At 32.5% G+C, this 18,774-nt stretch carries 17 protein-coding genes, 1 rRNA gene and 1 pseudogene; 8 read left to right on the top strand and 11 right to left on the bottom strand.

What is annotated here, in order from left to right:
• Both Ctaglu_RS08700 and Ctaglu_RS25880 read right to left on the bottom strand, forming a co-directional pair.
• Entirely contained in the window at window positions 1–681 is a 681-nt protein-coding gene (locus Ctaglu_RS08700) for a response regulator transcription factor (RefSeq protein ID WP_125000102.1), read from the bottom strand.
• Between the two features lie 98 nt (window positions 682–779).
• Window positions 780–1,043: a flagellin N-terminal helical domain-containing protein gene (locus tag Ctaglu_RS25880; protein ID WP_267901264.1), complete on the bottom strand. Its 264-nt coding sequence runs from the start codon at window positions 1,041–1,043 to the stop codon at window positions 780–782.
• Between the two features lie 33 nt (window positions 1,044–1,076).
• Here Ctaglu_RS25880 and Ctaglu_RS08690 point away from each other — a divergent pair.
• Window positions 1,077–1,229 (top strand): annotated as a pseudogene (locus tag Ctaglu_RS08690) (sigma 54-interacting transcriptional regulator); the annotation flags it as partial.
• Between the two features lie 84 nt (window positions 1,230–1,313).
• On the opposite strand, the gene Ctaglu_RS08685 reads toward Ctaglu_RS08690, so the two are convergent.
• The gene (locus Ctaglu_RS08685) at window positions 1,314–2,135 is read right to left on the bottom strand and encodes a nitroreductase family protein (RefSeq protein ID WP_125000098.1); all 822 of its coding nucleotides are present in this window, start codon (window positions 2,133–2,135) and stop codon (window positions 1,314–1,316) included.
• A 117-nt stretch (window positions 2,136–2,252) separates the two neighbouring features.
• Here Ctaglu_RS08685 and Ctaglu_RS08680 point away from each other — a divergent pair.
• Window positions 2,253–3,811, top strand: a protein-coding gene (locus Ctaglu_RS08680) for an IS3 family transposase (protein WP_125000096.1) whose coding sequence is annotated in 2 segments (ribosomal slippage) — window positions 2,253–2,709 and window positions 2,709–3,811 — 1,560 coding nt in all. Because the reading frame shifts where the segments join, the coding sequence is not laid out codon by codon here.
• A 123-nt stretch (window positions 3,812–3,934) separates the two neighbouring features.
• Here the strand turns inward: Ctaglu_RS08680 and Ctaglu_RS08675 are convergent.
• The 7 genes from Ctaglu_RS08675 to Ctaglu_RS08645 all read right to left on the bottom strand — a co-directional run bounded on the left by Ctaglu_RS08675 (window position 3,935) and on the right by Ctaglu_RS08645 (window position 12,288).
• Window positions 3,935–4,258, bottom strand: a complete 324-nt coding sequence (locus Ctaglu_RS08675; RefSeq protein ID WP_125000094.1) for an ArsR/SmtB family transcription factor — start codon at window positions 4,256–4,258, stop codon at window positions 3,935–3,937.
• A gap of 180 nt (window positions 4,259–4,438) precedes the next feature.
• Window positions 4,439–5,638, bottom strand: coding sequence for an FprA family A-type flavoprotein (locus Ctaglu_RS08670; protein ID WP_125000092.1), 1,200 nt, complete (start codon window positions 5,636–5,638; stop codon window positions 4,439–4,441).
• 56 nt (window positions 5,639–5,694) lie between these two features.
• Window positions 5,695–7,602, bottom strand: a complete 1,908-nt coding sequence (locus Ctaglu_RS08665; protein ID WP_125000090.1) for an acyl-CoA dehydrogenase family protein — start codon at window positions 7,600–7,602, stop codon at window positions 5,695–5,697.
• Window positions 7,603–8,003: 401 nt separating this feature from the next.
• Complete coding sequence (locus Ctaglu_RS08660) at window positions 8,004–8,945, bottom strand: tRNA dihydrouridine synthase (protein ID WP_125000088.1); 942 nt, start codon at window positions 8,943–8,945, stop codon at window positions 8,004–8,006.
• Between the two features lie 234 nt (window positions 8,946–9,179).
• Window positions 9,180–10,229, bottom strand: a complete 1,050-nt coding sequence (locus Ctaglu_RS08655; protein ID WP_125000086.1) for a YdcF family protein — start codon at window positions 10,227–10,229, stop codon at window positions 9,180–9,182.
• Window positions 10,230–10,453: 224 nt separating this feature from the next.
• Entirely contained in the window at window positions 10,454–11,323 is an 870-nt protein-coding gene (locus tag Ctaglu_RS08650) for a uroporphyrinogen decarboxylase family protein (RefSeq protein WP_125000084.1), read from the bottom strand.
• Between the two features lie 245 nt (window positions 11,324–11,568).
• Window positions 11,569–12,288, bottom strand: coding sequence for a TrkA C-terminal domain-containing protein (locus Ctaglu_RS08645; protein ID WP_125000082.1), 720 nt, complete (start codon window positions 12,286–12,288; stop codon window positions 11,569–11,571).
• Between the two features lie 504 nt (window positions 12,289–12,792).
• Here Ctaglu_RS08645 and Ctaglu_RS26360 point away from each other — a divergent pair.
• From Ctaglu_RS26360 to Ctaglu_RS26475, 6 genes are all read left to right on the top strand, one after another.
• Window positions 12,793–13,827 carry a 3D domain-containing protein gene (locus tag Ctaglu_RS26360; protein ID WP_125000080.1) on the top strand — a complete coding sequence of 345 codons (1,035 nt, stop codon included), beginning with the start codon at window positions 12,793–12,795 and terminating at the stop codon, window positions 13,825–13,827.
• A 95-nt stretch (window positions 13,828–13,922) separates the two neighbouring features.
• Window positions 13,923–14,792: a DUF1002 domain-containing protein gene (locus Ctaglu_RS08635; protein WP_125000078.1), complete on the top strand. Its 870-nt coding sequence runs from the start codon at window positions 13,923–13,925 to the stop codon at window positions 14,790–14,792.
• A gap of 171 nt (window positions 14,793–14,963) precedes the next feature.
• Window positions 14,964–15,845 carry a proline iminopeptidase gene (gene pepI / locus Ctaglu_RS08630; protein ID WP_125000076.1) on the top strand — a complete coding sequence of 294 codons (882 nt, stop codon included), beginning with the start codon at window positions 14,964–14,966 and terminating at the stop codon, window positions 15,843–15,845.
• A 522-nt stretch (window positions 15,846–16,367) separates the two neighbouring features.
• On the top strand, window positions 16,368–16,913 hold the full coding sequence (locus tag Ctaglu_RS08625) for a GNAT family N-acetyltransferase (RefSeq protein ID WP_125000074.1): 546 nt from the start codon (window positions 16,368–16,370) through the stop codon (window positions 16,911–16,913).
• A 289-nt stretch (window positions 16,914–17,202) separates the two neighbouring features.
• A complete protein-coding gene (locus tag Ctaglu_RS08620; protein WP_125000072.1) occupies window positions 17,203–17,451 on the top strand; it encodes an LPXTG cell wall anchor domain-containing protein in 249 nt (82 codons plus the stop codon).
• Window positions 17,452–17,636: 185 nt separating this feature from the next.
• Entirely contained in the window at window positions 17,637–17,924 is a 288-nt protein-coding gene (locus Ctaglu_RS26475) for a MerR family transcriptional regulator (RefSeq protein WP_125000070.1), read from the top strand.
• Between the two features lie 725 nt (window positions 17,925–18,649).
• Here the strand turns inward: Ctaglu_RS26475 and rrf are convergent.
• A 5S ribosomal RNA gene (gene rrf, locus Ctaglu_RS08610) occupies window positions 18,650–18,766 on the bottom strand.
• Window positions 18,767–18,774 lie beyond the last annotated feature (8 nt).

Genomic DNA, 18,774 nt, shown 5'->3' with positions numbered 1-18,774 from the left:
TCATACCTCTAATCTGTATCCGGCACCATAAATAGTTTGAATAGCATTTCCATGCATTTTAAACTTTTTACGAATTCGTTCTATATGAATGTCAACAGCCCTTGTGTTACCCTCATAATCATAGCCCCAAAGCTTTTCTAGTAGCTCTTTTCTAGTAAAAACCTTATTAATATTTTGTATTAAAAGATTTATAGTTTCAAATTCACGAAAAGTAAATTGCACTTCTACAGAATCTATAAAAATCTTTCTTTCAGCTTTTAGTAGTTTAATGAATCCTTTTTCTATTTTATTTTCAGAATTTTCATTAAGAAGCTTTGATTGATTTATTCGCCTTAAAATTACTCGTATACGCAGTATAATTTCCCGACTATCAAAGGGCTTTGTAATATAATCATCTGCCCCTAACTGTAAACCTAGGAGTTTATCATTGAGTTGGCCCTTTGCAGTAAGAAGAATAATGGGAATTTCCCTATTAATCTGTTGCATTCTCTTCATAACTTCATAGCCATTTAAATCAGGTAGCATTAAATCAAGTAGCACTAAGTCTGGTTTTTCATCTTGAAATTTCTTGATTCCGATATTACCAGTAGCACTAGTTACTACCTCAAATCCTTCCAATTCCAGGTTCATACGGACTAAATTTAAAATGCCCTCCTCGTCATCTATAAGTAAAATTTTCATTTTAAACCCCTCCTTCCTATATATCCAAAAGCATTCAAAGTACTTATAGGATTTTGTAGTTCCTGCTTATTATACGTAAAAATTGTAGAATTTTCAAATTACTTGTCTGAAACTGTATAATATTCAAATTTAAAAAACTTAACTTTCCCCCAAAAACTGCATAACAAAAACGCAAGACATTTAACTTGCGTTTTTTTAATTTGAGACTTTCCCATTGTATTAAATTCTGTATCTATAGCAATTCTATTAATTCCTGAAGTTAATTGATCCACCTCTGTTTGTATATTTTTTCGTTCTTCCGGAGATAGAGTACCATTAGTAGCCTGATCTGACTTATGTGATTGAAAATCCTTATATAATATATTTTTTAAATACTCCTCTTCTTCTAAAAAGTAATAAATTGTGGTGCTATTCCCAAAAATCTAATTGAGAGTGAACTTTTTGGTTACGAAGAAGGATGTATAACAAGACTCGGTGGGAAAAATACTATACCAATTAACATTAGAATCATAGCTGCTACAAATAAAGACTTAAAAGGAGAAATGAAAAATTACATAAACCTATTCCACAAATCTCTCAAAAATTATATAAAAAAATGATATCCTACTGCTTCCTCTAATCTTCAACAACTTTTATTTCCAACATATATCTGCTTCTTTTCTTGGCACTGTTCTTAAATATTTCACATTAGGATATCCTATTACCATACATGACACTATTTGCTTTCCTTCCTTAACTCCAAGAAAACCTCTAATCTTTTCATTTGATTGTGCAGCTCTTATGAAAAATCCACTGAATAATGTCCCAAGTCCTAAGGCATTTGTCATAAGCTCCATATTTGAAGAAGCTAATCCTCCATGTATTTCTGAGTTAGCTGTAACAATTATTACTGTTGGAGCATTGAAAAATAACTTATCATTTAATTTAGGGTTTTCTTTATATGCATCGTACATTTTTATCCACATCTCGGCATACCTCTTATACATAATAGTCTGTGGTGTTAAATTAGCTAACATATGTTCTCCAGTTTGCTTTAAAGCTTCTAGTGTTAAAGCTTTAAGCTCTTGTAGTCCTTCTCTTACAACTATGTAAGAAACATCTTGCATGTTACTACCTGTTTGAGTAAATCTTCCAGCTTCTATAATTTTCGATAACTTTTCTTCTTCTACCTCTTTATCCTTAAATTGTCTTATAGTTCTTCTAAATTTAATGAAGTTTAGTAACTTATCAGCCTCCACTAAAAATTCGTCTTTATTATAATTAACTACCTCTTCCATATTGTATTCATCAGTTACTATTGCATTCATGGGGCACACCGCTATACAATGTCCACATTTTATGCAAGTCACATTATTAATTTTAGCTTTATCTTCAACCATTTCTATGTCTTCTGGAAAACAATCCTTAACACATTTCCCACAACCAATACACTTTTCAACATTCACTTTCATCATATAACAACCTACTCCTTTTATTATCTCCTGTACATACCCCTATGTGTTAGGATAGTTGTCGTAGAGAAAATATTAGTATAATATACAGTATAGACTTTACGAGAGGGGAAATATAGCATGGTAAGAAAAATTGGATATTCTGAAGAAATAAAAAAAGGAGTACTTGCTAGGGTAATGGGACCTGAAAAAGAAAGTGTCTTAAAAGTTTCTATCGATAAAAAGATAAACAAAGGCACCATTTATCAATGGATTAAAGAATCAGAAATAAAATCAGGATTAAAAAATTCAAGGTTAAGCGGAAATTGGACATCAGAGGATAAATTCCACATGGTACTTGAAGCGGCCTCCTTAACCGAGCAGGATCTTAGTGAATATTGTAGACGAAAGGGAATCTACTCTCAGGACATAGAAATATGGAAGATACAATGTATGAATGCAAACAATGGCAGCATGGAAGACCCTAAAAAGTTGAAAGCTGAACTGAAAGAAGAAAAAGATAAAAACAAAATAATTGAAAAAGAATTAAGATTCAAAGAAAAAGCCTTAGCTGAAACCGCAGCACTTCTAGTGCTAAGAAAAAACGTCCATGCGATTTGGGGGGACCAAGAGGAAGAATGATCAGTGCCTCAGATCGCAAGAAAGCTATAGAACTGATTGACGAAACCATACATGCAGGGGCACGTTTAAAGCCATCTTGCGGTGAAGTGGGAATATCTACTAGGACATACCAACGATGGTCTAAGAGTACTGAATCTATGGAAGATAAACGGCCAATAGCAAAGAGGAAACCTCCTAAAAATAAGCTTAGTATTGAAGAAAGAATCGAGGTTCTCCAAATTGTAAACAATAAAGAGTACGCTAATTTAGTGCCTGGACAGATAGTGCCAAAGCTGGCTGATCAAGGGATTTACTTAGCATCAGAATCTACGATTCACAGAATCCTTAAAGAAGAAAAACAAAACACTCACAGGTCTAAAACAAAAGAGCCTGTGAAAAGAGTCCCTCCTACTCACATAGCAACCGCACAAAACCAAGTCTGGACATGGGATATAACGTGGCTTGATGGCTCTGTGAAAGGTCTATACTTTAAGTTATACCTCATTCTCGATATGTTCAGCCGTATGATTGTGGGCTATGAGGTATGGGAAACAGAGAACGCTGAGTATGCTCAAATCCTTGTAAAACGGGCTCTACTTGCCCAAAAAATATCTGGTAATCCTCTTGTGCTTCATTCTGATAATGGAAGCCCTATGAAGGCTGCAACCTTCTTGGCTACCTTAGAGAAGCTAGGAGTTCAAAGCTCCTTCTCAAGGCCTAGAGTGAGCAACGACAATCCTTACTCTGAATCATTGTTCAAGACAATGAAGTATGTGCCAACATTCCCTAATGGTGGGTTTGCCACTATTCAAGATGCACGTGAGTGGGTAAAAAAATTTGTACACTGGTATAATCATGTCCATATGCATAGTGGCATTCAATACTTGACCCCATACCAGAGGCATTATGGTTTGGGTGAAAATATTATAAAGAATAGAAAATTAGTTTATGCAATGGCAAAGGACAAGCATCCTGAGCGATGGAGTGGAAAAATCAGAAACTGGGATTTGCCCAAATATGTATCATTGAATCCAATAAGGGAAGAAGAGCTTCAGGGTATAGTGGAGGTATCGTCATAGAAAGATTAAAAGTAGGAATTGCGACAACTATGTTGACAAATTCCGATACCTGTACACTTATTTATTTTACTCATTAACATATAAAAAAGTTTGTAATAATTTTTATAAGTCTATAACTTCGTTTTATAAACCACAAGTATTTTCTATAGAACTTAGAAAATGCTTGATTTTTTCAATCGCCGGTTTTAATGTAAGATAATAAATATTTTCAGTACCTTCTTTTCTCACATCAATAATCCTTACTTGTTTTAATACCTTTAAATGATGAGAAACAGCTGGTCTTGAAAGTATCATCTTCTCAGCTATTAAATTAACATTTAGTCCTTCTTTTTCTTTTGCAAGTATCATTATTATAGTTTGCCTATGTTCATCTGCTAATACATCGAAAAGAGGTATACAATCTTTAAATTTCTGTAGAGTCCCTTCTAGACTTTTATCTTTTTCCATATTTCACCTCAATAGTTTAATGGTTTAATCCTTTGAACGAATTATATTCTAATTACCTACTTTAGTCAATAGTCTTAAAATCAAAATGAGGTTATAAATTTAATATTAACATGTACAGCAAAAGGGACCTGATCACGGATTTTATCCATGATCAGGTCCCAACTTTATATTTTTCTAAAATTACTTCATTGACTCGATAATGCTGTCTGCAATGGCATCCATTGAATCCGCATCATCTTCTTTCATACTGGAGTTCAATGACATCTCATTGTCTAAAATAGTCATTTCTTTCATCTCACCCAAAAGTTCACGCATTAATTTGCCAGATTGAGGAGCCCATGAGCCATTTTCTATAAGAGTGAAAGTTCGTTTTTGAAGATTTAATGCCTTCATATCCATTATATAATTCAGCATCGGTGGATAAATCTTCAAGTTATAGGTTACGCAGGCAAGAACTACATGACTATATTTGAATGTCTCAGAAATCAAATAAGAAACATGAGTTTTTGAAACATCATACATAACCACATTCGTCATTCCCTTTTCCACAAGCCTTGTTGCCAAGTCGCTTGCAGCGGCCTCCGTATTGCCGTACATTGTTCCATAAACTATCATTACGCCATTTTCCTCAGGTGCGTATCTGCTCCACTTGTCGTACTTATCTAACAAGTACCCCAAATCATTGCGCCATACCGGTCCATGTAGCGGGCAAATAATCTTGATGTCGATGCTGCTCGCCTTCTTCAAAAGATTCTGAACATGAGGCCCATACTTACCTACGATGTTTGTATAATACCTTCTGGCATCGTCAATCCAATCGCGGTCAAAGTTCATCTCATCATTAAACAGCTGACCATCCAAGGAGCCGAAAGAACCAAAGGCATCAGCGGAAAATAATACACCGTCGGTAGCATCATATGTCACCATAGCTTCTGGCCAATGTACCATTGGAGCTGCCACAAATGTAACGTTGTGTTTTCCAAAGGACATAGTATCTCCTTCACTAACTTCTATTACGTTGCCATCGATATGGAAACCGAACTGATGCATAAACAAAGAAGCCTTTTGGGTACATATAATCTTTACATCCGGATAACGAAGAATAATTTCTTCAATACACGCTGCATGATCCGGTTCCATATGATTAATCACCATATAATCTAAAGATTTGTTGCCTAAAACATGTTGAATATTCTCAAGGAACTGACGGCAAATTGACCAGTCCACTGTATCAAAAAGTACTGTCTTCTCGTCTATTAGTAGATAAGAATTATAGGAAACACCTCGTGGAATTGGATGAATATTTTCAAAGAGAGCAAGACGACGATCGCTTCCACCAACCCAATAAAGATCCTCAGTTATTTTTCTAACACAATACATACATATAATCCTCCTTTACACTAAAAACACATTATTATGTTTAATTATTATAGGAATCAGACTTCTATAAACATATCTTTTTCTTCACCGCAAGCAGGGCAAGTCCACTCCTGCGGTATATTTTCAAAGAGAGTACCCTGTACTACTTCACCTTCTGGTTCACCAATGCTAGGATCGTATTCATAACCGCATCCGTTACATACATAATGTTTCCAAGTTGGAATAGCTTTCTTTTCAGCGGCCATCTTCATCTTCTTCATTGGTGGAGCCTCCTTCTTTGTTTCTCCATTATCTAAAGCGGCAGTGAGTAATGGCAATATTTCCATTAAATCACCAACAATACCGTAATCTGAGTTCTTAAAAATTTTCGCATTAGGATTGATATTTATAGCAACAATTGTAGTCGTATCTTTTATACCTTTCAAATGCTGACCTGCCCCTGAAATACCGCAGGCAATGTAAAGGTTTCCCTTGAATTTTTGACCAGACATACCAACATAACGATTCAGTGGTAAATATTTAAGTGTTTCAGCTACTGGACGTGAAGACCCTATAGCTGCACCAACTTGAACTGCCAAGTCTTCTATAAGCTTCATATTTTGTCTTTCTCCTATGCCTAGACCTACGCTAACTACCCTTTCAGCCTTAGTAATAGGAGTATCTAAAGGAATCCCAACTGTAAAGTCATAATTATCTGCCTTAAGAGCTTCCACAAGCGCTTGGACCCTTTCCTGTGGTGTTCCTTTTTTGAAAATAACTTTCTTTCGATAACCCGTTGCAGGCACAGGCTTCGAAACTTTACTTGCGTGCTCATTCTTCGGCATCTTACCTATTATGTGAGCAGCTATAACCACACGTTGAATCTCATTAGTTCCTTCATATATTGTACAAATCTTAGCATCCCTGTAGGCACGCTCAACCTCCATACCTTTCAAATAGCCGTTTCCACCAAATATTTGAAGAGCATCATTTACAATCTCAAGGCAAACGTCAGAAGCGTATTGTTTCGCCATAGCAGCTTCCATACTGTAATGTTCATGATTTTCTTTAAGCTCCGCAGCACTATAAATAAGTAATCTAGCTGCTCTAAGCTTTGTCGCCATATCGGCCAACTTAAAACCGATAATCTGTTGCTGACAGATAGGTTTGCCAAATTGAATTCTTTCTTTTGAGTACTCCAAAGCATTCTCATAAGCGCCTTGAGCTATTCCAAGAGCCTGAGCTGCAATACCAATACGGCCACCATCCAAAGTTGCCATAGCAATCTTGAAACCATCACACTCACTGCCTAATAGATTTTCCTTAGGAACTTTCACGTCGTTGAAAATCAGTTCTGCAGTGGCTGACGAACGAATACCCATCTTGTCATAATGCTTGCCAATACTAAATCCTTCTAGGCCCTTCTCTACAATAAACGCACTGATGCCACGAATACCTATATTCGGCGATGTAACTGCAAAAACAATGTAAATATCAGCCTTCCCTGCATTGGTTATAAAGATTTTTTCACCATTCAAAATGTAATAATCACCTTCTAGGACTGCAGTTGTCTCCGTACCACCTGCATCACTACCAGCATTTTCTTCGGTAAGACCGAATGCGCCAATTTTCTCTCCCTTTGCCAATGGAACCAAGTATTTTTGTTTTTGCTCCTCTGTTCCATAGGCATAAATTGGGTACGCACCCAAGGATGTATGAGCGGATAGTATTACGCCTGTCCCACCGTCCACTCTTGATAATTCCTCAACGGCGATTGCATAGCTAATTATGTCCAGACCTGCTCCACCGTACTCTTTTGGATATGGGATCCCCATCATCCCCATATCAGCTAACTTATTAATCGCATCCGTTGGAAATTTATTTTCTAGGTCTAACATAAATGCAATAGGTTTAACTTCCTCCTGTGCAAACTCTCTTATTTTTGTCCTCAAAATTTCATGTTGCTGCCTAGTCTTAAAAAACATTAATACACCTCCCTTTAATTAACACGGTTTCATGAATGTCGTTTTGTTAAATCTGTAAAACCACAACATTGAACTGCCGCAATCAAAACTCATCAAACTCAGGTGACTCCGCCAATTCTTTTTCACCTTTGGAATCCATCTAATTAATATATTTTACTGTATCAACCATACTTGTAAACACATTCCTCAAATGTATACCAAAACCGTATAGTTTCATTGTATACCTAAGAGATATACATTACAAGCTTAACTCAAACTTTTTTTCATCATGAAAACCCATGAAAACCTGTGCCTTATTATAATGCTATAAGCCTTTCATTTTTCTTAACCTACTCTTCAAAAAACAAAAATGATATTGGAAAACTCCAATATCATTTTTGCCTTTTCAATAAGAATATTTTTCAATTTTCTAGAACATCCTGTTCTCTGAATAAGCTTGAAACAGCTTCATCATAATCGCATAATCTTTCTGATTTCTTAATTTTTTTTGCATATTTTGCATTATCAGAAAATACCGTAATCATATAAAACCATAATTCTTTCATTTTAAACAAGACATTCCTATCTCCAAAGAGTATTCTTTTATAATCTTCATAAATTTTATCATGAAAGTCTTTTAGTAATTTTTTTTCAAGTTTAATATCATTTGTAATACTGCTGATTAGTCCAGGACTTCTTAATAATCCCCTGCCAAACATTACAGTATCTACACTAGGGAAATCAGCCGAAAACTCCTTGTAATCTTTGATTGTAAAAATGTCACCATTATAGCAAACAGGATTTTTACTTAAACTCAAGGCTTCCTTAAATATTTTCAGATTAGGCTTATTTTTATAAAAATCTTTTTGAATCCTTGGATGAATAATAAGCTCTTCTATAGAGTATTTGTTAAATATTTCAATTAAATCATAAAATTCTTCAGGCTTATCTTTCCCTATCCTGATTTTTAATGAGATTTTTGTTATAGACTCAGAAAAAACTTCATCTAAAAACACATCAAGTTCTTCTCTTTTTGAAAGAAATCCAGATCCTCTATTTTTTGAAACTACAGTTCCAGAAGGGCATCCTAAATTTAAATTAATCTCATTATATCCCATCAGCTTTATTTTCTTTGAAGTATGTATAAAATCTTTTGCATTATTGGTTAGTAATTGTGGAATCAAAACTAGTCCTTGGTTGTTTTCAGGCAAAATATCATTTAATTCCCGAGTTTTAAAACTTTCACTTTGATTTGCAAAAATAAAAGGTGAAAAGTATTTATCTATATTATTGAAAAAAGTATTATGGGCATTTCTATAAATGTACCCAGTCAAGCCTTCCATAGGTGCGAAATAAAAATTCATATATCTAATAGCTCCTTTATTTACGTAGTTCCCTTTCTATAAATGTGACACACGCCACTTGCCATTTAAAATAACCAAATTTGTGATTACTCTTTGTTAATACAATTTTTTTACTTTATTATAACATGTTTGTTTAGATTTGAATATTATTGATGGAGTAGTCGTATAAGCAAGCTTGAAGAAAAAAGCTACTCAACTAAGCATTTTCTTAATGGAATGTTATTTTATATGTGTTTAACCTACTATAGCAAAATGTTCAACAAAGGCTAGTGCAATACCTATTGCTAAAATAATACTTACTACAATTATATGTCTTTTTTTATACATAACTGCTATTGCGATATATTCCCTAATTAATGCATTTGGAATGAAGAACTTTGCCGTCTTGGAAGCTATTCCTTGAGATTTTAATTCTGCCTTTTTAGCATAAATTCCTGCTCTAAATAGATGAAAGTTATTTGTAACAAATATACTATTATATACACTACTACCTTTTATTTTTTTCATAATTTCATTAGAAAATCTCATATTTTGCAATGTATTTACTGATTTATCCTCCATAATACAATCTTCCTCTGGAACTCCATTAGAAATTGCATATCTACACATAGCTAGTGCTTCTGATATTTCCTCATCATTACCCTTTCCTCCTGAAAAAATCATCTTTGGAGGTGTGGTTACTCTTGCTTGCTTTTTGTAAAATTCAATTCCTTTGTTTATACGACTAGCAAGTAGAGGTGTAACCTTGTCTTTATTTAATCCACATCCTAATATAATAACAAAATCTTGATTCAGCTTAGGTTTGTTAAATTGATATATTAAAGATGCTACCAAAAAATTAAATATATCAATACAATAGTAGACTCCTATCAAGTAAACACAACTTAATATCGCATTTGCCTCTTTCGGCAAAAACCTTTCTGGATTAATAGCTGACCATATTAATATACCTATTAATCCTATTGCTAAAAATAGTGTTAACAAATTAGAAATGCTTCGTCCTTCTTTCTTTATAACAATTTTTGAATTAATTAGTAATGCAATTATCAGTGCATAAACAGCAAAGAATAGGACTATTCCTAATATAATAAATATAATAAGTACAAAGCCAATTAAAATACGATTTTGAGTTTTAAATGCACAATATGTTATAGCCATAAATAGTGACATCAAAAATATATTAAATAAAAAGCCATTTATAAGTCTTCTTTTATCTATTAAAAATGATGCTAGAAAAACAATAAATGTAAGTATTGTAGTCATTATAATAATTATTGCTTCCATACAATAAGACCTCCTTTATTTAGTTTTAGTTTATATTTTTATTATACTTTTTTCTTTATATTTCTACATTTTAATATCATTGTATTACTTATCTCAGAAAAATTCTATATTTTTTTTAATATAGCAGAATTGTTTTTTAAAATAAGAATATCAGTCTTGTTTAATTGCAAAAAATCCCTCAAAGATTAGTCTGAGGGAACATAAAGTACACTTCAATATAACAACTAAAGCAAATCAATTGCTTTAATTATTCCATTTTTCAATTCAAATTCTTTATTTTTAATACACATTTGCCCAATAAATTTTGCTTTACCAATCACTTCTACACAAGCCTTAGCATATTTTATAGGGGCTTTCATTTGAATATCTTTCCATACCGCTTTATCTGTTCCGAGTAATGCAAAGGTGGTTTTTGGACAAAGTAATACAATGGTTTCATCACTGAGGATTTCTTCTATACTTTTTAGTAATGGATAAGTAAACATCTCTACCACTTGCTCTGAAACCTTAGGCCCTAAAATATTTAATCCTCCAGATGAATCACCATAACTAATCATATTGACCCCCGATTTTTGAGCCTCTGCTATAAAACGCAATATTTCATTTTGGAACTTATGAAAAATATCCTTCATAGCCTCTGGGTTTTTTTTGAAGATTTTAAAAACATGACGCGGATCTATCAATACATTCATAATAGTAAAAGGACCTGAAACATACAACACAACATTTTCTCCCTTTTTCCTTAGATATTCACAGGCTTTTAAGACTTCTGATATACGTCCTTTTGAATAATCAATTTCTGGTAAGGCTAATATCTCTTCTGCAGTTGTGCATATATAATCCTTCGCTCTTGGCCCTATTTTATCATCCCCATAATTAATGCTTCCACCCATTGCCTCGCCTTCAACTGTATGACAAAATGGTAATTCACAAAATGGTGACTTATCATGCTCTTTTAACTCTTTCGCAAGTATCGTCATGCTATCCCAATGTTTATAAGCTTCTGGAAACTGCAGATTTGTTTTTTGTGTAACTTCTTTAAACATTCCTATAGAATTATCATATGTACAATTAAAGTCAATGATTTTACCCATGCGAATCTCTCCTTTTTATTTATGAAGCCATTCTAATATTTTTTGTTTCCTTAAATCAATTCCTCTATATTTATATTGTTTGGTCCATAGTTTACGCATCAGTGTAACATCTTTAATAATACCTGTCTAATTGATATTTTCTATAATCAAATCCTTCCTTATAGATTATTTCTATGATAATAAAATAGCAATTTATATTTTTTTAGCTAAAAGTGCATACCTCAAACCTATGTACCTTTCTAATTCTAGCTTGCTCTACTATAAAGGGAAGGCTTTTGTTCAAATACATCAATGATATTGGCTAAAGGTCCATAAACCAGTACTCTATCATTTTTCATAATCACTTCATCCTTTGAAATATCCCCCATTAACAAATCATCTCTTTTAATATTTAGAACTCTTATTCCATAGTCCTTGCTAATTGTTGACTCCAATAAAGTCCTATTATTAAGCTTTTCAGGAACCTCAACAATCTTTATCTCTACAATTACAAATCCATGAAAATTATCAAAAATTAACATCGGATTCGCCTTCTTAGTAAATATTACCTTTGTTGCTATACGCTTTACGATATTATCAAAGGTTACTCTAAAAAATGGTATCTTCCTTATTATTGTAATAAAAACCATAAAGCCCAAAAGATATAAAATAGATCGGAATGCATTGAAATCTTTATTTTTTGAAAAAGATATAACCATGTTGACCAAAAGTGAAACTATGGCCACATTAAAGATATTACCGAAAAGCATAATTGTAATAGCAATTTTTCGCCTTTTTCGAGAAGAAACAATTATTTCACTTTCGGTTGTTGTGAAACCACAATTTGTAAGCAGTGAAATAACTTGAAATTTAGCCCTGGTACTAGACACTCCAGTAATCATAAAAATTATTGTAAATATTTCAATAATGGTAATATATAAGATAACTAGAAATAATAATATTAATAAAGCTAGATTAATAGACATTTTTTCATCCCCTCATAAAAAACATACAATTATACATTGATTTTACCTGCTTTTGTATAATGCTGCAACTATTTATGAAGATAAGCCATCTTATATATCACTGTCCATTGGAAGAAATGAATTATATAAGTAAAAAGTTTGCATCAAGATTAGAAACAATTGTATAATGAAGTGTAGCGACAATGATATAAAATGAAGATAATTAATAGAGTATGGAGGATTAGGAAATGAAAATAGCGTGTAATCAATGCCAGACTGAAATGATAGAGATTTGCAAAGTTGAATCTTTTGGTGGAATTACAATTTCAAAAAGATGAAAGGGGTTATTTTTAATACTATATATTATACTCATTGTTGTCTAACATAGCCTAAAATTTAAAAAAGAAATTAATTAGTCTTTTTTTAAAAATAACGAATATACGCTTTTTAACATAATTATTTATCACGTTACAATATAATAAAAAATATTATTAATATTTATAACCATTTTAAGGAGGTTAGTAAATGAATAAAAAAATAATATCTGTTGTTATGATGCTAATATTAACACTAACTATCAATGTGAATACTTTTGCTGCACCAAGTACTAATCAAACATCTGAATTAGAACAAGCTCAAAGCAGCAAAAAAGCTTTACAAATACAAGTAAAGAATTTCAACAATGAACTTGATAAGGTGTTAAATAAAATTGACATTAACAAAGCTAAAATGAATGACATCGCTCAAGATATAAACAAAACACAAACTAAATTAGAAATTGTAGAAAAAAGCGCTATCGATCAAGAAGATTTGTTTGAAAAAAGAGCAAGAGCTATGTATATAAATAGTGTAGATAGTTATCTTGAGGTACTTTTAGCTTCAACTAGTTTTAGTGATCTTATATCGAGAGTAGATACACTTGAAAGGATAATAGAGTATGATAAAAATCTCATTGCTAAAATAGAAGAACAAAGAACTTCTATAATAAAACATAAAGACACTTTAACTAATGAGAATAATAAATTATCAGCGCTAAAAACAAATAATGAAATTATTCTAACAAAATTAAGTAAAGACATAAAGGAACACAAGGTGCTTCTTAGCAACGTAACTAAAAAAGAAACTAAATTAATTGCTGACAAAAATGCAAAAGAATTAGCCGCTGCAAAAATATTAAAAGAACTAGAAGCAATCAAGACCGCTACTCTGTCTAGACAATTAGCTTCTAGTAAAAGTTCAACGTCTAATTCTGATGCTATACCTATTGATTTATCAAAATCAACTAACTACTTCATTATGCAATCAACCGCATATTCAATGGGTGGTTTTACATCATCAGGTTCTAGAACAACTAGAAATCCAAATGGATATAGCACTATAGCTGTTGACCCTAGTGTTATACCAATGGGCTCTAAAGTTTATATAGAAGGCTACGGATATGCTATTGCATCAGATACTGGTTCCGCTATTAAAAATAATCTCATAGATGTATTTTTTAATACAGAAGCTGAAGTACTTAATTGGGGCCGAAGAGATGTAAGAATCCGTATAATAAACTAATATCAAAAAATTCGTTTACCAAATTAATATAATTTAGGTTATAATATATCTAAGTCACAACAGTAAAATAATGTAGAATATGGAGGTCTTGTTAAATGAATAAAAAATTAGTCTTAGGTGTAATGTTAACAGCAAGTTTGTTTGCAACACCTATAAGCAATGTCTACGCTGATTCATATAAGAGTGTTACTATAGGGTATGATTTGACGAATCAACAGAAAGAGGACATGCTAAAGTATTTTGGTGTAGATAAGAATAGTGCAAGTGTTGTCGAAGTAACATCTAGCGAGGAGAAGAAATATCTAGGAGGTACAGTATCTAAAGGTCAATTAGGTAATAAGGCGATATCATGTTCCTATATTGAGCCAACAACTACTGGTGGTTTAGTAGTTAATACACATAATGTAACTTGGGTAAATGCTAGTATGATAAAAAACGCCCTAATTACAGCAGGCATTGAGAATGCTGATGTTAAAGTCTCTGCACCATTCTCTGTATCAGGTACGGCAGCTATGACTGGCATATTAAAGGGATTCGAAAATAGTAAAGACGGTAAGAAATTAGATGAAAGTACAAAGAAAACAGCTAATGAAGAGGTCGCAGTTACAGGCAAACTAGGTGAAAAAATCGGACAAGATAAAGCTGCGGGATTAATCAATGAAGTAAAGAATGAAGTTATAAAAGATAAACCTAAGACTGAGGAAGGTATAACAAAAATAGTAAATAATGTAACAAATAATTACAATTACACTCTGTCTAAAGATGATGTAAATGGTATTGTTGGATTAATGACAAATGTAAATAAATTAAACTTGGATTACAGCAAAGTAAAAGGACAGCTTGAGGGTGTAGCTAATACAATGAAAAATACATTAGATAGTGATAAGGCTAAAGGTTGGTTCGCAAGTATTTGTGCCTCTATTGGAAATTTCTTCAAAGGAATATCAGATAGTTTAAAATCATAAATGAGATGAGCATGGGATGTATAATTTAATGGGTCAAATAATATTTAAAAGGTAGACTTAAAAAGTTGTATAGTACTAGGCTGATGATGAAGAATTAAATACTAAGGTTTACGAATTTACAAAAGACATAATTATTGTTAGTAAATACAAATATACATAAGGAGATTGATTATGAAGATTACTGAAGGCTATATTCCATATCTAGAATATAAGACTTACTATCGTATAGTAGGTGAATGCACAGGAAATAAAAAACCATTGGTTTTATTACACGGCGGACCGGGTTCTACACATAATTATTTTGAAGTACTTGACAAAGTTGCGGAAGATGGACGTGCGGTTATTATGTATGACCAATTGGGATGCGGATTGTCCGCAATCCCTTCCCGTCCTGACTTGTGGTGTGCAAAAACATGGATTGAAGAATTAATCCAGTTACGTAAACACTTAGGCCTAGACGAAATCCACTTACTGGGACAATCTTGGGGAGGCATGCAGGCAATTCAATATGCCTGCGAATACAAACCAGAAGGAATCAAGAGTTACATCTTATCCAGTACTTTACCATCTGCCTCGCTTTGGGAAAAGGAACAGCGTAGAAGAGTTGCATATCTTCCGCTAGAAATGCAAGATGCCATTGCAAAAGCAGAAAAATCCGGAGATTATTCATCAAAAGAATATAAGGAAGCAGAAGCAGAATTCATGCTTCGTCACTGCGCAGGCCTAGTAGGACCGGATTCTCCAAAATGCTTAAGCCGTCCAAAGGTTTCTGGAACAGAAGCTTATGTAACTGCATGGGGTCAAAATGAATTCAGCCCATCTGGCACATTAAAAAACTTTGATTTTATGAAGGAGATTGAAGATATTAAAGAACCTTCTTTAATCATCAGCGGTTTGGTTGATCTTTGCTCACCACTTATTGCAAAAACAATGTATGACAAGATTCCAAATTCGCAGTGGGAGTTATTTGAATTCAGTCGCCATATGCCCTTCGTAGAAGAGAATGAAAAATATATAGATGTGCTTAATAAGTGGTTGAATAAAAACGACTAATTATCAAAGCATGAGATGATTCTCACCCTAATATAGCCCCCAACAAAAAAAACTATTCCAATCTTTGTAAGGCGTCAGATCCCCTACAAAAATTGGAACAGTTTTTTTTGCTAAAGGAGGTACTTAATTTATTTTTGCTCTATTTATTTTTTCAATTTTTTATTCCTGTTAATTAAAAGGTAGTTTTATTTTAAATTCTGTTTTTCCCTTAGACAGCTGAAGCTAATGTTCCTAACTCATTCTTGTTTCCAATAGGTATATTTATATTCATATTTCCATTGTCATTATAATTGCTCCAAATATTCCAACTGTATTAGGCACACTAATAACTAAGTTTACTACCCTAGTTAATTTAATGCTCCTACAACTTTTGTACCTTGAAATTTGAATAATACGGTATTAAATAGTAATATGCTTGATGAATGCATTTACAATAGCTAGAATTAATGCGACCGAATTGATATAATGAGAAGTAAATGCTAAGATATCTTAATACAATTTACTTAGCTAGGAGGAGAAAAAATGAGCAAATTAGAACAAGTCGAATACACTACACATAAAGGAATAATAACTATAAGACATGCTGAAGTGAAAGACGCAGAGAAATTGATAAAACTCATTAAAAAAGTAGAGAAAGAAACCACTTTTTTATTAAGAGATCCTGATGAATTTATATTAACTGTTGAACAAGAAGAGAAATTTATTCAGAGTCAGTTGGATTCAGAAGTTGACTTAACGATTATTGGTGAAATTGATGGGAAGATAGTTGGAATATGTAGTTTGAATGGAAATACTCGAAAAAGAATAAGGCATTGTGCTAAATTTGGAATAGCAATTAGTATAGAATATTGTGGAATGGGTATTGGCAAGAAAATGATGGAAGCATGCATTAATTGGGCAAGAGAAAATCGTATATCACGAATAACACTTGAAGTAGACACTAATAACTTTGCAGCTATAAGTTTGTACATGAAACTAGGGTTTGAAATAGAAGGAACATTCAAGAATGATAAGTTATTACCTGATGGCAGTTATACAAATGGCTATGGAATGGCATTATTACTGTAGTTAGTATTTTTTAGAACGATAGCGTAAACTATCTATTTTACAACATTTATATTAAACGTTATAACCCTAAAAAACGAATATCTTGCTTAAATACCGTATTATTCAGACAATGAATTTTATGGTATTTTTACGTCGCATTTCGCATATTTGACGATTTTTGTGTTTTCTTATTATTATTATATTAAGTGGTTTTTATTTTATACTAAGCAAAATATATTTTAATTTCTTATATAGAATTTTTGGTATAAATAGTATAATAAAGTAAATATTTGTGTCGTGGGGTGATTATATGAAAACATTTACCAACAACATAGAGTCTGTATCTCTTGGTTTTGCTATAGGTTATTTTATTTTAAGAATTATTTATGAAATATCGTATATCAAGATTATTAATCAAATTACAGTATTATTAAGTATCATAGCAGGAATAGCAATGCTTATCATTTCGGGAATACTATTTTTTTATGATAAAAAGAAAAAGGAGTCGATACAACCATTTATTATATCTATTATATTAATTTTTATATCTATTATTTAAAATCAATATAATAGATATAGTTAAAATTATACTAAGATACACTTTTTATATTGTATCGGAATAGTAAAATGTGATGTAACTACTGTTTAGTATCTTCGTGGCAAAAAAATAATTTCTATTGCAATTGACTCAAATGATATTATTATCCTATAGGGAACCTCATATATTGAAAAGAAGGTGCTTGAATGAGCCATTTTGAACCAATTCATCAGGTGCCAGCGAAGCTTGGACTGACGAGTAGCACGCTTCGTCACTGGGAAGAAAAGATGCTTTTTCACAGTCAGCGCGACCCACAATCCGGTTGGCGTATATACAACACTGAAGCATTACAGCGTGTACTTCTTGTACTACTGTTGAGGGAACTGGATATTCCTATAAGGTCAGTGAAAATCGTACTTGACAGTGCAGACCCTCAAATAGCAACAAAGATTATTAACGAAAAGATCTACTTGGTAAATACCTTTCAGTTTTAAATTCCATGCAACCGTTATCTAATGCTTCTCAATCCCTTGTTCAGATGGAATAAATATTGGCATTTCAACTCATTTCCACAAAAAATATGATAAAACAATGGGAGGAGATTATTATGACAAACGACACAATTACTTCAGAAGCATTCCAAATGTATTTGGAATGCTTAAACATCTCTTTATACCTTCTTGAATCTTGAATACCTTCCTGCTTAATTATCCTTGGATTAATACCTTTTATTGGATAATTACTACCTAATTAGCTATGTGAACGCCTAGCTATTTTCATACAAAAAAAATAAGCCCCAAGGATTTCTCCCTGGGTTAAAATTACAATCTATGGCTTTTTTACACTGCATCAAATTCATATTTTCTATTAATTAGTTTTCTCTACTTCAAACAACTATTTTAAAGCATCAACTCTATTTGAGATAAAAAAATTTGGTTTAATACAGTAATAGGGAGAGAATTTATATATAGCCAAGGCCATATATTCCCCTTTGTATCAGTCCAATCAACTACTTCTATCGATTTTGCTACAATTTTCATACTACCGCTTCTAAAAGATATGTTCATATATATTGAATAACATTTCATGAAAATTAGAAGGCATAAAGTTATCTGAGAATATAAAAAATCATATGTGGTTAATAGTTGCCTTATCAAAAATCTCAATTATATTTACGCAAAATAAAAACCACTAAGTTAAACTTAGTGGTTTTTTGCTTACCTGGCGACGACCTACTCTCCCACAAAGTTACCCCTGCAGTACCATTGGCGCATTGAAGCTTAACCGACCTGTTCGGTATGGGAAGGGGTGTTACCTTCATGCCATAATCACCAGATTGAGAAA

The sequence above is a fragment of the Clostridium tagluense genome (assembly GCF_003865095.1).
GTDB classification, from domain to species: domain Bacteria; phylum Bacillota; class Clostridia; order Clostridiales; family Clostridiaceae; genus Clostridium_AD; species Clostridium_AD tagluense.
This window is presented reverse-complemented; position numbering and strand designations above follow the sequence as displayed.

Coding starts and splice junctions, on each gene's coding strand:
- Ctaglu_RS08700 (WP_125000102.1), bottom strand. CDS start 681: ATGAAAATTTTACTTATAGATGACGAGGAGGGCATTTTAAATTTAGTC.
- Ctaglu_RS08685 (WP_125000098.1), bottom strand. CDS start 2,135: ATGATGAAAGTGAATGTTGAAAAGTGTATTGGTTGTGGGAAATGTGTT.
- Ctaglu_RS08675 (WP_125000094.1), bottom strand. CDS start 4,258: ATGGAAAAAGATAAAAGTCTAGAAGGGACTCTACAGAAATTTAAAGAT.
- Ctaglu_RS08670 (WP_125000092.1), bottom strand. CDS start 5,638: ATGTATTGTGTTAGAAAAATAACTGAGGATCTTTATTGGGTTGGTGGA.
- Ctaglu_RS08665 (WP_125000090.1), bottom strand. CDS start 7,602: ATGTTTTTTAAGACTAGGCAGCAACATGAAATTTTGAGGACAAAAATA.
- Ctaglu_RS08660 (WP_125000088.1), bottom strand. CDS start 8,945: ATGAATTTTTATTTCGCACCTATGGAAGGCTTGACTGGGTACATTTAT.
- Ctaglu_RS08655 (WP_125000086.1), bottom strand. CDS start 10,229: ATGGAAGCAATAATTATTATAATGACTACAATACTTACATTTATTGTT.
- Ctaglu_RS08650 (WP_125000084.1), bottom strand. CDS start 11,323: ATGGGTAAAATCATTGACTTTAATTGTACATATGATAATTCTATAGGA.
- Ctaglu_RS08645 (WP_125000082.1), bottom strand. CDS start 12,288: ATGTCTATTAATCTAGCTTTATTAATATTATTATTTCTAGTTATCTTA.
- Ctaglu_RS26360 (WP_125000080.1), top strand. CDS start 12,793: ATGAATAAAAAAATAATATCTGTTGTTATGATGCTAATATTAACACTA.
- Ctaglu_RS08635 (WP_125000078.1), top strand. CDS start 13,923: ATGAATAAAAAATTAGTCTTAGGTGTAATGTTAACAGCAAGTTTGTTT.
- pepI (WP_125000076.1), top strand. CDS start 14,964: ATGAAGATTACTGAAGGCTATATTCCATATCTAGAATATAAGACTTAC.
- Ctaglu_RS08625 (WP_125000074.1), top strand. CDS start 16,368: ATGAGCAAATTAGAACAAGTCGAATACACTACACATAAAGGAATAATA.
- Ctaglu_RS08620 (WP_125000072.1), top strand. CDS start 17,203: ATGAAAACATTTACCAACAACATAGAGTCTGTATCTCTTGGTTTTGCT.
- Ctaglu_RS26475 (WP_125000070.1), top strand. CDS start 17,637: ATGAGCCATTTTGAACCAATTCATCAGGTGCCAGCGAAGCTTGGACTG.